16 protein-coding genes are annotated in these 14350 nt (G+C 59.0%); 4 read left to right on the top strand and 12 right to left on the bottom strand.

Features of this window, described 5'->3' with window-relative positions:
• Positions 1–43: 43 nt before the first annotated feature.
• Positions 44–397 carry a ParB/Srx family N-terminal domain-containing protein gene (locus C1A35_RS32010; protein ID WP_234823091.1) on the bottom strand — a complete coding sequence of 118 codons (354 nt, stop codon included), beginning with the start codon at positions 395–397 and terminating at the stop codon, positions 44–46.
• Positions 398–884: 487 nt separating this feature from the next.
• Here C1A35_RS32010 and C1A35_RS32005 point away from each other — a divergent pair, with 487 nt between their 5' ends.
• The gene (locus tag C1A35_RS32005) at positions 885–1112 is read left to right on the top strand and encodes a hypothetical protein (RefSeq protein WP_104668264.1); all 228 of its coding nucleotides are present in this window, start codon (positions 885–887) and stop codon (positions 1110–1112) included.
• Positions 1113–1530: 418 nt separating this feature from the next.
• Here the strand turns inward: C1A35_RS32005 and C1A35_RS32000 are convergent, their stop codons facing one another.
• The 8 genes from C1A35_RS32000 to C1A35_RS31960 form a co-directional block, all read right to left on the bottom strand.
• Positions 1531–1812, bottom strand: coding sequence for a hypothetical protein (locus tag C1A35_RS32000; RefSeq protein ID WP_104668263.1), 282 nt, complete (start codon positions 1810–1812; stop codon positions 1531–1533).
• A 265-nt stretch (positions 1813–2077) separates the two neighbouring features.
• Positions 2078–2275, bottom strand: coding sequence for a trans-acting factor B (locus C1A35_RS31995; protein ID WP_104668262.1), 198 nt, complete (start codon positions 2273–2275; stop codon positions 2078–2080).
• Between the two features lie 443 nt (positions 2276–2718).
• On the bottom strand, positions 2719–3048 hold the full coding sequence (locus C1A35_RS31990; RefSeq protein ID WP_104668261.1) for a hypothetical protein: 330 nt from the start codon (positions 3046–3048) through the stop codon (positions 2719–2721).
• A 297-nt stretch (positions 3049–3345) separates the two neighbouring features.
• Positions 3346–3717, bottom strand: a complete 372-nt coding sequence (locus tag C1A35_RS31985; protein WP_234823090.1) for a hypothetical protein — start codon at positions 3715–3717, stop codon at positions 3346–3348.
• A 101-nt stretch (positions 3718–3818) separates the two neighbouring features.
• A complete protein-coding gene (locus C1A35_RS31980) occupies positions 3819–4820 on the bottom strand; it encodes a hypothetical protein (protein ID WP_104668260.1) in 1002 nt (333 codons plus the stop codon).
• Complete coding sequence (locus tag C1A35_RS31975) at positions 4817–5272, bottom strand: DUF3846 domain-containing protein (protein ID WP_104668259.1); 456 nt, start codon at positions 5270–5272, stop codon at positions 4817–4819. Before C1A35_RS31975 ends, C1A35_RS31980 begins: the two co-directional genes overlap by 4 nt.
• 580 nt (positions 5273–5852) lie before the next feature.
• On the bottom strand, positions 5853–6872 hold the full coding sequence (locus C1A35_RS31965) for an alpha/beta fold hydrolase (protein ID WP_104668258.1): 1020 nt from the start codon (positions 6870–6872) through the stop codon (positions 5853–5855).
• Positions 6862–8466 carry an RcgA family putative transporter gene (locus tag C1A35_RS31960; RefSeq protein ID WP_104668257.1) on the bottom strand — a complete coding sequence of 535 codons (1605 nt, stop codon included), beginning with the start codon at positions 8464–8466 and terminating at the stop codon, positions 6862–6864. Before C1A35_RS31960 ends, C1A35_RS31965 begins: the two co-directional genes overlap by 11 nt.
• A gap of 390 nt (positions 8467–8856) precedes the next feature.
• On the opposite strand from C1A35_RS31960, the gene C1A35_RS31950 reads away from it, so the two are divergent.
• Positions 8857–9162, top strand: a complete 306-nt coding sequence (locus C1A35_RS31950; RefSeq protein WP_199773085.1) for a hypothetical protein — start codon at positions 8857–8859, stop codon at positions 9160–9162.
• Positions 9163–9273: 111 nt separating this feature from the next.
• Positions 9274–9561, top strand: a complete 288-nt coding sequence (locus tag C1A35_RS31945; protein WP_234823088.1) for a hypothetical protein — start codon at positions 9274–9276, stop codon at positions 9559–9561.
• A 235-nt stretch (positions 9562–9796) separates the two neighbouring features.
• Here C1A35_RS31945 and C1A35_RS31940 read toward each other — a convergent pair whose 3' ends face one another.
• Both C1A35_RS31940 and C1A35_RS31935 read right to left on the bottom strand, forming a co-directional pair.
• On the bottom strand, positions 9797–9943 hold the full coding sequence (locus C1A35_RS31940) for a DUF1127 domain-containing protein (RefSeq protein ID WP_104668255.1): 147 nt from the start codon (positions 9941–9943) through the stop codon (positions 9797–9799).
• Between the two features lie 385 nt (positions 9944–10328).
• Entirely contained in the window at positions 10329–11756 is a 1428-nt protein-coding gene (locus tag C1A35_RS31935) for an ISNCY family transposase (RefSeq protein WP_104668254.1), read from the bottom strand.
• Positions 11757–12194: 438 nt separating this feature from the next.
• On the opposite strand from C1A35_RS31935, the gene C1A35_RS31930 reads away from it, so the two are divergent.
• Positions 12195–12932, top strand: a complete 738-nt coding sequence (locus tag C1A35_RS31930) for a hypothetical protein (RefSeq protein ID WP_104668253.1) — start codon at positions 12195–12197, stop codon at positions 12930–12932.
• Positions 12933–12938: 6 nt separating this feature from the next.
• Here the strand turns inward: C1A35_RS31930 and C1A35_RS31925 are convergent, their stop codons facing one another.
• Complete coding sequence (locus tag C1A35_RS31925) at positions 12939–14312, bottom strand: ISNCY family transposase (RefSeq protein ID WP_104668252.1); 1374 nt, start codon at positions 14310–14312, stop codon at positions 12939–12941.
• Between the last annotated feature and the right edge of the window lie 38 nt (positions 14313–14350).

Below are 14350 nucleotides of genomic sequence, written 5' to 3'. Positions count from 1 at the left end.
ATGCCCCGCGAATATGGCCCACAACCATGACGGTCATACGAACTCAACAGGACAGTTGCGACGCAGAACCTAACATGTCCTCGCGCATGATGTTCTCGGCCAGGCTGATTTCCGTGGCGACCTCGCCTTCGCGCTCCTTGCACTCGACGGCGAAATCCTTGGCGATTTCCCCGGCCTCAGCCAGCAGATTGAGTGCTGCAAGGCGTCGGCCACCCGCCGTTACGAAATAGCGACTCTTCTTGTCGCCCTTACGAACAACGAGATTCTGCAAAAGGCTATAGCCGTCTTCTCGGATGTTCGCCGCCAGTGCTTCGACGCCTTCGCGGCTGTAGGTCTTGCGAACGTTCTTCGGATCGGCGTCCAGCTTGTTCAATGCAATGCTGATGATTTCGGTCATAAATGTTTTCCTTTTCCTTTTCCCGCGAAGCGGCCCTCGTGCCCGAGGGGGCAGGAGCCCGCTCCTGCTCTCGAGCTCGTGCGGAACAGCGGGGGGAGAGGGGGCAAGGGGACAAATCGGAGGGGGATCACCCGCCCGAAGGGGTGGCACAGATCCGCTTGAGCGGATCCGGGCCGATCCTGCACGCAGCGCGCCATGGTGAGCGAAGGAAGGACGGGGAAACCGATTTTCCCCTTGCAGGGGAGAGGGGGCAGGGTCACCCTCTCCCTGCCAAAGCAACAATGAGCGTACCAGGCGCAGGCTCAGCGCAGCGGCCGGAGACCGTTCGCGCACCAATTGCCGGTTAAAAGGCCCGCCGCAGGAGGTTCAGCATAGCGCCGGCGAGCAGCCGGGAACCGGGATCGACTGGCCCCGGCAATCGGTTCCGTTCCGTCCGTACGGCGATCTCGTCCTGGGACAATTCAGCCGATAAGCGTTATGAAGCTATATGAGTAGATTCACGGAAACCGAAACCGCATTGATCGAGCGCCTACTCGCCTTGAAGGCTTTGCAGGATATGTCTATCAACGTTTTCGACATTGGCGTCCCTTTGATTGCGGCCGGCTTCACGCAGGATGAAATCGTGGAGGTCCTCTATGCGCTCGAACAGGACAAGATCATCACGCTATTACCGGGAAATCGACTGCTGATGCTCAAAGAACTGCCGGAGGGCTGAGCCGTCGTAGCTGCCGGTGTGTTACCGGGGCAATCGACCAATCAGCACGGCATTATCAGTTCGGTTGCCACAGTCACAGCGAAACCTGCTTCTCAGGTTCATGAGATATTGATCGCCCCAACGCCTCAGCACAGTGTTTTTGTCGACCCAGCCGATCCGGCCACATGCCGAGCATCGCGCCCCCAGCACCTCCCACTCCTGCAGGCCTTTGATCGTGTTGTACATCGCAGGATCATGCTCGATGAACGATAAGGGCTGAAGGGGTGTGGTTAGTTTCATTGCTCTTGCTCGATTGGAGAAAGAGAACAAAATAGGAACATATTCCCAGGCGCGTCAAGACCGCAATTCAAACACGGCGCGATGACGTCGCTAGGCGGGGGTACGACGCCTCGGAGGCATGCCCTTTCCGTTGGGGCGCTTAATCCGCAATCATCCCGACGAGTTTCCGGTCCACCGCACACGTCTCGATCAGCGATGCCTCCCCATTTAAGATGGCAACCAATTCCCCAGCCGTCATCGACCGCAACACAAACACATAGAGTGCCATCGCGCCGAGTTCCTCCTGATCATCGGGGTCGCCTTCTTTCAATTCGGCACGCTGCTCAAGGGCAGCACGACGGCAATCGGCTTCATGCTCCGCAAAGTAAAGATTATCGTCGGAGCCCGGCGTGACCTGATAGGCCCAAAGCGTGAATTCCATTTGGATCCCTTCCTCAATCTACGCTCCGGTTATAGCCGCGGCTCGGTACGTTCGACATTGTAGGATTCGACAAGGTCCGCAAGCCGTTGCGGGTCGCATCTGATCCGGTCGTCGTGCAAGAACGAGCGTAGTTTCGAGCCAGCCTCCCGCCCGCGGCGCTCCGAGTATGGAGCGCTCCGCGCCACGGGCTAAGCACCGCGAAAGTTCGTCGACGAGATGCAAAATTCTCGGCCGAAAGCCGCGCCCAAGTGGTGGCGCGGCCTTCTTATTTCGGCTTGTTGTCGTTGTCGGCCTTAGCGTCGAAGTCGCACTGATAGCTGACCTCGATCTTGGCAATGAGCGGAAGCGAGACCGCGATCGAGATTTTCAACTGACCCTTATGGGGCAGTTTGGCGAGTTGCCGATTAATATAGAGACGAAGGCGGCGGCCGGTTTTCTGGCAGAAGGTTACGAGCGTTTTCATGAGGCGGATCCTCCCTAGTGGTTGTGCGTAATCGCGAAGCTCGAATAGGGAAGGCACTGACGAGTGCACCGCGGAGCGGTCGCAACGGAGCGAAGCGGAAGAGGAGAACCTTTAGGGTTGCACGCCAAGGCTGGGCCTGCCGTATCGTGCGCAGCATTAGATTGCGAACTGCCACTCGGGAGCTGCCGGAAAAACGCGGCCTTCGTAGCCCAGGCCATCGCCGTCCTCGTCAACCGGAGGGTCGCCATCCGGCCACCAGGGCGGCTTCACGGTCGCGGTTTCGGTGCAGCGCGGTTCAGCTAACAGCAGCCTTCAACGGCTGACAAAAACAACAGATCGAAATGAGCCGACCCGCCGTAGCGGGTCGGCGGTTGGGGAGGGGAGCACGAGGGGAGGGGCGTCCGGGGCGCCCCTCGTTCCGGTCCTCGCCTGCTCGACGCGGGCTAGGATCGGCCGGGGGAGGGACCCCACCGCACCATGCCCAGTCGTTCGCCAAGGCTCGGGGGATGCGGCGGTCCGGATTCCTTGATCATTGCTAGCATCATTTCCCGCGACAGGCCGCGAACCTCGTAGCCTCGTGCCCGCGCGGTCTCGACGATCGATTCCAGGGTTGTGTATTCCTCAAGGAACGCGCCCAGCCATAAGGCGCATTCGTCGGTCAGCGGGTCGGGAAACGCTTGCAAAAAGAAGGTCCTCAGGGGCCGGTCATAGCCAATCGTGGCGTCAGGATCGGCGTTGGTCGCGGACTTCACTTCAACCGTGTAGCGGCTCAATGTCGGTTCCTTTCGTGTTCGGTGGCCGCACCACGTTTGGCGCGGCCAATTTCTATTTGAAAAGCGGCATTGTCCGCTTGTTCGTTAGGGCGGCCCGCTCCGTCGCGAAGGTGTAGCCGTCCCAATCCTTCCAAGCCTCCCAACCTCTGGCCGTGGCGCGTCCATACCAGACGCGCACTTGCAATCTACCGGCAGCCAACTCCTTCACAATGGAAACCGTGTGACTTCCGCCCAAGCCAGAAGGGGTGTCGAAAACCTCGACGCTGCGGCGTTCGTGTCGCATCGTGCGGCGGCCTCCTAAAGCTGGAAATGGATCACAAGCGCCTGATTGGCACGGTGGCAAGCAAGGGCGTAAGCAACCATCTGCGCGATCAAATCGGCGTTGGTCGCGCCTGCCCGCTTCGCTCTCTCGGCAATGTCCCCGGCGAGTTCGCTATCGTCCTCGCCGACATGTTTGTTGCCGACGATCCAAGAAATCTGTCCGGTCGGCACTTCGGACCGGAGTTTCCCAGGAAGGGCGGAAATTCGCCCCTTGCGTGTGCTTGCTGCGGTTCCAGCCTGTTCTGCTTCCGTCGCGGTCGGGAAATAGGCCAAAACCAAGTTCCGGCGCTGCGCGTCGGCAGCGCTGATGAAGGCCTGCCCGCCGTCGTCGGTCTTGTAGAGGCCCAATCGGCGGCAGTGCCGCCGAAATAGGGATCACCGGCGCCATGGAACTCCATTGCGAAATAGATTGTGTGAGTCATCGGATGGTCCTTCTCAAATGGGGGTAATCAGCCGGCGCTGGCGTCGATGATCATTTTCAACACGCGTTGCGCTGCATGACGTCCAGCTTCGTTAAGGTGCCGCTGCCACGCGCCTTGCGATGGCGACCAGCGAAAGCCGTTGGCTTTCAAAACGCGTCGTGTCGTATCGTCGGGTTTGTCGGGAAAGATCAGTTGGATACGCGCTATCTCGGCGTTCTCCTTGATCTCGACGGCACCTGCGCTCGTCTCAAGCTCGTGGCTTCGGGTGCCGCGTTCCTTCATCCTTGCGAGGACTAAAAGGCGCTGCTGTAGGCGGCGGAGCTCGGCGCGGCTGTTGGTCGTGCTGAACCCGCGCCGTGATTGCCAAGGAGCCAGTTTGATGCCTCGGGCTGCTGCTTCCTCGGTAAGGCCTGTACTGGCAACGACGGCCGCAACCATATCCTCTTCCGCAGCAAGGTCCTTTTCCATGCGCCGGATGATGACGTTCGCCGCCTTCATCTGATCGATAAAAAGCGCTGTCGCCTCGATGCGCGTCATAATCTTTTGCAACGCAGCCGGATCGCCAGAACGGATCGGTTCATCTTCTGCGCCATGCGGGAACGCTTTCCGCCGCACCGCCTTCCGGGCGATTGCCTCATGCGTCTTAAGGTCGGCTCGGCGGGCATCGGAAAGCCGCATGCGCTTTTCGTTGCGGGCAAGCGGGAAGCGGGCGGGACCGGTGATAAACCAATTCATGCAACGGCCTTCCGCCGCCCAATAACGCCGCGTCAACTCGACGTGACGACGGGCGAAGGTTTCGATTTCCGGTTCCGGGATCGGGGCGCAAGCTTCGTTCCAAAGCTCGACAACGTGAACGGCGAACTGGTTCAGCCGCTCGGCCAGGTCCGCTAGCTCTGATTTCGCGCGTCGGTCGGGAAAGTGGGTGAGGGCATGAAACTGCGGCTCGATGTCCTCCGCCGCTATGGTTGCAGCGAAGGTCCCTGCGACAATGGCGAGGATGTTGTTTTCGAGGGTTGCGATTTTCATCATGCCTCTCCCTCGACAAGAGTAGGGGCACGGCGTTCGATGCGGGATTGCAGCCCCGCCAGCGCGCCGGCAATGATGATGCCTCCGGGGGAAATCTCGTCGGTCTGCGCGAATACCGGATCGAGGACCGGTCGGCAGCATTTGAAATGCTTGGCCGCGTCCTCAAGACTGACAAGCGGCGACGTGTAGGGGGAGCTACCATCCCCGCCGACAAGAACAATCTTGCCCGCGATCGGCTGGGGGAAGCCTTCGAAGATGGTGAAGGCGGTCAGGCCATCCTTCAATCCTTCCTCGTCGACGAAAAGCGTGTGACGCTCATCGAAACGCAGGACTTCGAGAAGGCGGCATCCAATCAGGTCGTAAACCGGCCGGATACCCGTCGAGACAGGAAGCCCGACCGGCTTAAAAATAGTCGTCTCCGGGTCCAGCACATAGGCGGTGTTTGCGCGTTCCATTTTCTAGCCCTTTCCATTCCGCGAAGCGGTCTAGCGTCTGCCCGAGGGGCAGGAGCCCCGCTCCTGCTTCCGAGCTCGCGCGGAGCAGCGGGAGAGAGGGAGGCAAGGGAACAAAACGGAGGGGGTTCGCCCGCCCGAGGCTCAAAGCCGAAGGGGCGACGCATGATCCGTGAATGCGGATCCGCGTCGATCCTGCACGGAGCGAGCGATTAGCGAGCGGAGGAAGGACGGGGAGACCGTTTTTTCCCTTGTGAGGGAGAGAGGGCGGCGCCTTCTTGCCCTCCCTTGAGGAAAATGCCGACCGCCCAGCGGTCGCCATTTCAGATACACAAAGGGCCGTCCTGCCTCGTGAACAGGACGACCCCTTTGGCGCATGACAAGAAGGGCTAGCGACTTGCCATCACCAACTCATGATTGACTTTGCCGGCGCACAATATGCTGGTTTCAACGGGCGTGTAAACCGGCGGGCCCGCGTCAGCGATGCGCCAAATCGATGCGAAACCGGGCGGCGTAGTGTCGACCATAGCCCAGGCGGAAAGGCTCCAGTAGAGGAGAAGTTTCGTCCGTCGGCAGCGCATACTCAACGGGCCGATTTGGCAGTCGCCGATAGAAACCGCTTCAAGCTCAAACCGGCCAACAAAATATAGGGCGGCCTGGCGAGGGAATAGTGACCACAGTTTAGACGCAGGATATTCGGCCTGGCTCCGGCGCTCCTTAGGCGTTGCATGAAGCTCTCCGATAGCTCTGGCAACACCACTTTGTCTCTCTTCGCCAGCACAACGTGAAGATCGAGATCAGGACGCGCCAAACGAGGCGCGTAGTTCTCCATGTTAAGTGGAGCCCAGGCGCTTCTTAGATCGGTCAGCCCGATCGCAGGCTCAAGGCTCTCGCGTATCGCTCGCGTTGCGCGCCCCGTCCAAACCATATCCGCGAGACTTCCCGCCGTCAGAAACAACGAGGCCTTCGACACAGCCGGATCGTGCGCCGCAATGAGCCCCGCAACCCAGGAGCCTAGGCTCATACCGAGAACGGAAATCTCTCGATAGCCTTCGCTCTTCAGCCAGCGTAGGAGTTTTCGCCCGTCCCATACTGCCTGCCGAACAGATTGGATCGTTCGGCCGAGATTCGCGCTGAGCATATAATCGGCGTGCGAGGAGCCCACACGTCGGCGCTCGAAATGGTAGGGCATTGCAATTTCAACGACAGTGACGCCCCGCCGTGAGAAAAACCTGGCAATCTTACGATTTCGCGAGGTTGCGTTCCAGTGGTGGAAGACGACCAGGGCCTGGTCGAACGACCCGCTTTCCGTGATCTTCGCCCAGACGACGTTGTTCTCCTCTATGTCAGTCGATATGCCCGATGGAAATCTCAGCCATCCATCTTGCTTCTGAAAACCTTCATTGCTCACATCCGGCTCATCGTAGAAGGCTGGATCAGCGACGGCCTGGTCCGCAAGATCACAAAACTCCTCAAGACTTACGGCCTCCTTCGCGCCTGGAAAGGCGCGTTTCTCGTCGAGGACGAAATCCGTTGTTTCCTTTTCCTCTTCGCCGCGCCGCGCCCGCCGCTCATCCCATCGATCAAGCCAATCATGATACACGCTGGTGATTTCCTAACTCAGTCGCCCGCCATTGCCCAAACCCTGGGTCAAACAGGCCGTATATCGCAAGGAGCAGGCCAACGCCCAAAAGGATCGAAAAGCCTGCAAACGCCCCGATTAGCAAGTAGCCGGCAACGAGCAGGCCTACAACGGCCGCCATCTTCCACAAAAGCACACGAAAGTGGCGTGCAACACGCAAACGGACGGAAGCGAACAGAAAGACAACGCAGGCCGAAATAACGATAAGAAGGCTGCTGAAGTGCGTTGGCATCCTATAGCCGATCCCGTCGCTCACATTGTTGCGACCATGAAAGGCGGAGGACATATCACTGAGCAGCCACGCCGCAACATTCCTGCCACTTGATGTCAGGTAAGAGCTCTGGATCTTCATGCATATGGCGATCAGAACCCCCAACACGGTGCACCGAAAAATCCCGCGTAGTACCCTCAGGCCAACTTCATTGATCTCAATCTGATCGGCATCAGGCCGACCCTTCGTCGCCTCTCCAAGTCTCCAGAGATCATACACCACCGTATAAAGCAAAATGAGACCAACGAAGAAAACATAGAAGCACAGGCACATGTATAGGTAAGCCATCCCTGTGAAGAGGATCGCTTCTGGCACCGAAATGACCTCCGGGTGCACTAGCGCTAACTTGCCCCAATCCATCGCATAATTGCCACCGCCGTTCACCAACGGGATCAGGCATACTTCGATCCATTGAAAAAGACCGGCAAACAGCAGGCAAATCAAGAAGACTACCCAATAGGTATAGGATGAAGCTTCGACTTTGCGCTCCCACGAGTCGCCGCTCTGCATCCGACCTGCCTGCACTCCGAGCTTCGAGCGGCCCTCATGTTTCCAGAAGCCCAGCAGCTCAATCACGAAGGCGCAAAACAACGGCAGCAGCACCATGAAGACGAAAGTCCAATTCGGCGCCCATAGAAATCCAACCTGCTTGGCAACGCCATCCGGCCGGTCGAAGGTAGCGTTGTGGATCCCCGTGATATACGACAAAAACCCAAGGGCGGTGGCACCCGCAAACACAGATGCCGGCAAATTCAAAGGCGATCCACCACTAAAAAGCGCCTCGGATCTCCTCGCCAAACCGAAACGCGGGCTTGGCCTCATGGTGTCAGTATCCCGTACCAACTCTGGCGGAGTCTTCGTCTCATCGTCGGCGGTCGCAGTCCGCGGCGGATCTGGAACCTCGACGCTGCTCCCGGCAAGCTTCAACTCTCGTCTCTTGGCCGCTAACCGAGATTGTGCCGCACTGAGCTCCATCTGCCATTCGCTGGTTGCCAACGGGTCGTCGCACCCAAAAATCCTTGCGAGCCACCGAATGTTGGCGGTGCTAATTCCCTTCTCGTTCTCTTGAAACCAAAGCTGCACGGTTCGCAGATCGACCCCGATCCGGTTCGAATCGAGCTGTGAAATCGCCTCCACAAGCAGCTCAGGCGTCCATGGGCCTGCCGGAAAACCATCGCTACCCAATGGCCGACCCGCTCCAGCCGCAGCCAATTGTTTGAACAGCTCCTTGAAATCCCTTCCGTCTTTGGACGGTGCAAGAAAAAACTTTCCGTTCTTTATCAACGATTTGCGGGCCCCGATTTCGTTTCGTTTCGCTAGGTTTCGTGTCCTATCGTGCCATTACCCCTCAAATCACGATCTCTTCGACGGGATGCAACTTTTTTAGCGCTTCAGAGATGGAGCGCGCAACTATCGGAAGGAGGGGGTCTTTTGCCATCGGTGAGGCATTCAATGCCAACTTCGTCGGCGTCAGCTTTTCAGCGCCGCCTGGAGACCGAAAGCCCATCAAGTTCGCTCCGGCTCCATATCAACGGATCCTACACTTCAGGAATGCGCATGGCTTTGAGCGCGTTGGCTTCCGACGGTGTTCCATATCTGGAAATCGCAGGACCTAAGGGGAAGGGGCACGAGGAAGAAAGCGGGGCGGAAGCCGCGATTTCCCTTGATGAGTTGATCGATCGCCATATCGCCGCACAACTGGCGACGGCGGATGCTGTTCGTGCGTGGGATGAGCGGAGGGCAGCCGGCGAGGTTACGAACGTCACCTATGCCAACCGACTGTTGGCCGTGGCGAGGGATGAAGAGGCCGGCTGGCTGGCGATCGTCAACTACAGGCCACGGGGCGATCGGGAATCGAGGCGCAAGCTCACTTATATGGCGGCTTACCTGATCGCAACACGGGGCACGCTGAACGCCAACGAGATGAATTCCCCCTTGGAAGCTCCTCGCGATCGGCCAGGCGGCGCGTCTGTTTCGTGAGCGTCCTTGTGCCGTCTCTGCTGCGGCCACAGCCTCTCGGCTGGATTCCGCAAGCGCGCCCAGGGAGTGGCGCACTAGTCTTCACCGGTCTTTTTCAGGGAGAGAACGAACATGGAAACACGCCAGCGTAAGCTGATGGGAAGGAGTGAGATTCCGGCATTCGTTGAGGAGGTGATCGAGGCCGGCTGCGATATCTGTGCGGTCGGGCACGATTGCTACGTGCTCGGCGACTTGGAGGAGATGGATGCGGCGAGCGATGAGCTGCAGCGAATAGGTGAAAAGTTCGGAGACCGAGATTTCCTGATATTGGAAATCGTCGCCCACCTGAGATCACTCGGACGCTATCTCGATCCCGGCACCTCGGCAAAGCATTGGACGGACAATCCGAAACGGCATTGACCGTCCCCCTGGATCGCACAAGTGCCCCAGTGGGTTTCGGGTGAGTACCGGGGTTCGCTTGATGCCGGCGGGGCTTTCTTTTGACAGGACCTTCAGGCGGCTCACGGTGCAGCTCCAACCGTGCGCGTTATTCCGCGAACAGAAGCTATCCTACCAAAAGTACATGCGCCCCAAAACAAAAGCGCCCGCTGGAGATGCAGGCGCTTGGGCAATTTAGTCAGTCTTGTAGATCGCCTTAACGGGCGAAGGCCGTGCGTGCGACACGGTCGATGTCGGCGCGTTCGATGCCGAGGTCCCGGAGTTCCCGGTTGGACATGCGGCCCAGCTCGGTGACCGTCTGACGATACTTGCGCCAGTTGTGAAAAGAGCGTGCGATATTCATCTTGATCCCCCTTTCAATGGGCTTTCGAAGCCTGGCGGCCAGTCCGTGGCGCCTCGTTTTGCTTCGATGAACACCTTATAGCTCAGGGCTTTGGTAAGTTGCAGCGCTCAAAACTCAGCGCTCCCATGTGGAAAATGCATGATCCGCGACCCGACTTGGAGTCGCGGCTGCGGGACTAGCCAATCGTAATGTTATATCATATCATCTGTCAAAGCTGATTAGAGATGCGGCGCCGCCAGCCAGTTAGAAATGCGACACTCGGCACCGCTGCTGGCGCTGACGGTCAGCCCCCGATCCGTCCGGCTGGTCCGGGTTGCAAGGAAGGAGCGGGGGCGGGTGAGGGACACCCTTCGGCTTTAGCTTTGAGGCTATGAGGGCCAGCGGTTCATTCCGCTGCCTGCATGCGCGCTAGTGCCTTCTGCCTTTTGGCAATGACCTCCGGATCATTCATGAAGTCCGTCCGCCGGCCGGGCTTGCGGCCGCGCTTCTGATAGCCGTTGCTCTGGCTGCCGTCGCGAATGCCAAACATATGATCCGTCTGGCCGGTGCGGCGAGGGCCGCTCTTGCTGCGCTGCTGTTCACGCCCGGCCTGCATCTCGGCGACGATCGAAAGCATGTCGTCCAGGCGCTTGTTCTCGACGACCTCCGAACGATGGACCGATCGCAAGGTGTCGAAGGTTCTGTAGGGCAGGACGAAGCTCTCGTGCATGATCTCGAGGCGGCCGTCCGGATAGTCGCAAACGACCACCTTCTTACCCGCCAGCGCCTTGGCCTGCTCCGTCGGATCGAGAATGAACAAGACCTTGTCATAGCGCAGCGTCAATGACTGCGACAGCGTGCGGACTTCCTTGCGGCACATGGCGCCATCGAGGTTCTCATGCGCGGCAAGCGGCCGATGCATGTCCTTCGGATTGCGCGGCGGCTTGCCAAAGCGACGATTGAAGTCGGCCATGAACTCCGGCGCATAGGCATTGGCCGCGTCGATCGTGTCGATGCCGCGCAGCCGTAGTTCCTTGACCAATCGATCCTGCAGCGTCTGGTTGGCGCGTTCGACGCGTCCCTTGGCCTGCGGGGTGTTGGCGCAGATGATGTCGATGTTGAGTTCATAAAGCGCCCGCCCGAACTGGGTCAGGCCGCTCGTCCGGTCCTTCTCCGAGGCATGGGTTGAACGAAAGACACCGTGCTTGTCGCTGTAAAATGCCAGAGGCTTGCCCCATTGCTGCAGATACGCCTTCGTCGCATGCAGGTAATCGAAGGTGTTCTCCGATCCGGCGAACCGCAGATGCAACAGCTTGCCAGTGGCGTCGTCGATATAGACGAGCAGGGCGCATTTGGGGCCGCGGTTCTCGAACCACCAGTGATGCGAGCCGTCGATCTGGACCAGTTCACCGAAGCAGTCACGCCGGCCGCGCGGCTGGAAGACCCGCTGCTTGCGCTCGCGTCGCGAGACCCAGATGCCGGCCTCGGTCATCCATTGGCGCAGCGTCTCCTTGGCGACCGAGATGTGATGCAGTTCGATCAGCTTCTCGCGCGCCAGCGTCGGACCGAAATCCAGATAGCGTTCGCGGATCAGATCCAGCGCCGCATTGCGAAAATCTTCGCTGTGGCGCCGATTGCTTGGCCGCGATCGCTTCTTTGAAACCAGACCGGCCGCACCGGACCGGTCATAAGCCTGCAGCAGCCTGTGCACCTGACTTCGGCTGAGCCCGAGCAGTTCGGCTGCCTGGACAACGCTTAGGCGTCGATCATTGATCTTCTGAATGACTTCGAGGCGATGCAATTCTTTCTGCGACATGGTGATCAAACAGGACATCACGACTCCGAACGCTCATGGTCTCCACCAGGCGGAAGGTCGTCATCCTTGCTCCCAACGTTGACATTGACCAGCGCGTCGAGAGGCGAGAGTGTCGCATCTCTAACTGGCCCAACTGTCGCATTACTAAATAGCCCCTACATCATCTGTGGCGGCCAGGTTGAAATGTCCGCTGTTGCGCAAAGTTGAAATGTCACTTTGAGCGCGTCACCAGCCATTTAGAAGCGCGTCATCAGCCATTTAGACATGCGACACCCGACATCTCCACTGGCACGGAGGCAAGCCCCCGACCGGACCGGCTGGGCCGGGTTGCAAGGGAAGGGAGGGGGCGGGTGGTGACGCTCCCCTTCGGCTTTAGCTTTCTCAGTAGCAATTGTTTTGTCGCGGGTTGATACTCGCTTGCACCTGCATAGGGCGAGTAGGGATCACAGCCGCACGATGCTTCCGGAAATCAAGCTGAATGGTGACGTCGATGTCGCCGCACTGTCCCCACTTCTGCGCGGTATGCTTCTTTCCGTTGCCTATGCTGACGGTGAGGGCGGCATAGGATTGACGGCGACCGGCGCCATGAACCGCAAGTTCGTGCATTGGGCCGCTGTGCACTTCCTTTGGCCAGGCTTCACAGCCGAAGACCTCTACAGCATGAACAAGGTGCTCAATGAAAGCGACATGCCGCCGCTTTGGGTCGTGCGCGACATGACCCGTCATCTGAAGCTTCTTCGCCGGAAAAAAGATGTGCTGCTGCCAACCAGACGCGGCCGGGAGTTCCTGGTGAACCCGCAAGCCTTCTTCGATCTGATCGCCACGGATTATCTCTATTCGTATGTCCATACCACCGAGCGGGAAGAGGAGGTCCGAGCGCGGTTACGCTGGTGGCGCATGTTCCTCAATCTTCTCAATATCAAAGCCAGAGAAGGGTGCACGCCAATAGACGTTGTGAAGATCCTCTATCCAGACTTGGCGCCTCTGTCGGACACCGAAATGACCATAGAAGCCTGGAAGTTGAAATCCGATCTCCAATATGGCGTCTTTCGGCGCTTGTGCTGGCTCGGTGTGCTCTATGAGGCACGAGAGGGGCTCACGCTCCTCCAGCATGGAGCCTTCCACAAGACGCCACTTTGGCCAGCTTGCCTGCAGTTGGAATCGGATACGCAGAGTGACATCGGCGTGCATTGACGCTCTTTATTCCGCCGCTGGCTGCTTCATCAACGCTTTCTCTCGTCGCGCAATCACCGCCGGATCGTTCATGAAATCCGTCCGCTTGCCCGGCCTGCGGCCACGCGGTTTGTAGCCGTTCTTGTCGCTGTTCGTCTTCACAACCGGCTTTTGCTCCTGGTCCTGGCGCTCCTTGATGTAGGTCAGGAGTTCACCGAGCCGCTTGTTCTCGGTGATCGCCGCATGCGTCACCCGCTGGTCCTTGTCGAACACCCGGTATGGCAGGGAATGCCCCTTCCAGCGCACATCCAGCCTGCCGTCGGCAAGCGCGTAGGTCTCGACATAGCGACCGACCAGCCCGCGCGTCACCTCGTTCTCTTCCAGCATGATCCGCTGGCGCTCGAACGAAAACGTCAGCTGGGCACCGACATAACGCTGCTCACGTTTGCACAGAACGTCGCGTAGCCGATCCGGGGCAAGGTTCAGCGGCCGATGCAGATCCTCAGCTCGGGCAGGGGTAATGGCAAACTGGCGGTTATAGCGCTCCATGAACCGAGGCAGGAAAGCGTTGCCATCATCCATGCCGCAGATGCCCTCCAGACGCAGATCCTTGATCAACCGGTCCTGTAGCGTCCGGTTCATTCGCTCGACCCGGCCTTTGGCCTGGCTCGAGTTTGCGCAAAGAATCTCGATGTTTAGCTCGCAAAGCGCACGCCCGAACTGGGTCATGCCCTGACCGCCCTTGGCATCCTTCTTCGCAACCCGGAACACCGAATGCTTGTCGGAATAGAAGGCGACGGGAGCACCATGCGCCTTCAGATAGAGCTCGAGCGCCTCGAAATAGCTGAACGCGCTTTCCGAGCGCACAAACCGTAACTGCATCAGCTTGCCAGTCGCATCATCGATGAACACCAGCAATGAACAGGGGTCACCGCGATCTTCGAACCAACGATGCTCGGATCCATCGATTTGCACCAGTTCGCCATAGGCCTCGCGCCGCAATCGTGGCTGATGGAACGTCCGTCGCTGCTTGCGCGACAGCCACAGGCCGGCCTCCGACATCCATTGGCGCAAGGTCTCGCGCGACACCGTCAGACCATCTCGCTCGGCAAGCTTCTCGGCCGCCAGCGTCGGACCGAAGTCCGCATAGCGCTCGCGCACGATCGCCATGGCATAATCGCGCACGCCGTCACAAATCCGATTGTTTGATGGTCGGCCGATCGCCTGGTGCCGGATCGACGCTGCGCCGTCTGTGCGGATCCGATCCAGCAGCCGACGCACCTGACGGGTGCTTAAGCCAAGCACATGCGCCGCCGAAACCAACGACATACGTCCGGCGACCACTTTCGACAAAACCTCAATCCGCTGCAGATCGCGTTCGCTCATCGCAATCAATCCCATCCGCAATCTCCCAGGTCATCAAAACCCGAGGAGAGTGA

This window comes from Ensifer adhaerens, assembly GCF_002940685.1.
Taxonomy (GTDB): Bacteria; Pseudomonadota; Alphaproteobacteria; order Rhizobiales; family Rhizobiaceae; genus Ensifer; species Ensifer adhaerens_E.
Note: the sequence above shows the minus strand (reverse complement) of the source record. Positions and strands in the feature narration are given on the sequence as shown.

Excerpts from the sequence above, each read along its gene's own strand:
- C1A35_RS31975 (WP_104668259.1), bottom strand. The coding sequence starts at position 5,272 with ATGGAACGCGCAAACACCGCCTATGTGCTGGACCCGGAGACGACTATT.
- C1A35_RS31930 (WP_104668253.1), top strand. The coding sequence starts at position 12,195 with ATGCTTCCGGAAATCAAGCTGAATGGTGACGTCGATGTCGCCGCACTG.
- C1A35_RS31995 (WP_104668262.1), bottom strand. The coding sequence starts at position 2,275 with ATGAAAACGCTCGTAACCTTCTGCCAGAAAACCGGCCGCCGCCTTCGT.
- C1A35_RS32005 (WP_104668264.1), top strand. The coding sequence starts at position 885 with ATGAGTAGATTCACGGAAACCGAAACCGCATTGATCGAGCGCCTACTC.
- C1A35_RS31980 (WP_104668260.1), bottom strand. The coding sequence starts at position 4,820 with ATGATGAAAATCGCAACCCTCGAAAACAACATCCTCGCCATTGTCGCA.
- C1A35_RS31940 (WP_104668255.1), bottom strand. The coding sequence starts at position 9,943 with ATGAATATCGCACGCTCTTTTCACAACTGGCGCAAGTATCGTCAGACG.
- C1A35_RS31945 (WP_234823088.1), top strand. The coding sequence starts at position 9,274 with ATGGAAACACGCCAGCGTAAGCTGATGGGAAGGAGTGAGATTCCGGCA.
- C1A35_RS32000 (WP_104668263.1), bottom strand. The coding sequence starts at position 1,812 with ATGGAATTCACGCTTTGGGCCTATCAGGTCACGCCGGGCTCCGACGAT.
- C1A35_RS32010 (WP_234823091.1), bottom strand. The coding sequence starts at position 397 with ATGACCGAAATCATCAGCATTGCATTGAACAAGCTGGACGCCGATCCG.
- C1A35_RS31925 (WP_104668252.1), bottom strand. The coding sequence starts at position 14,312 with ATGGGATTGATTGCGATGAGCGAACGCGATCTGCAGCGGATTGAGGTT.
- C1A35_RS31935 (WP_104668254.1), bottom strand. The coding sequence starts at position 11,756 with ATGTCCTGTTTGATCACCATGTCGCAGAAAGAATTGCATCGCCTCGAA.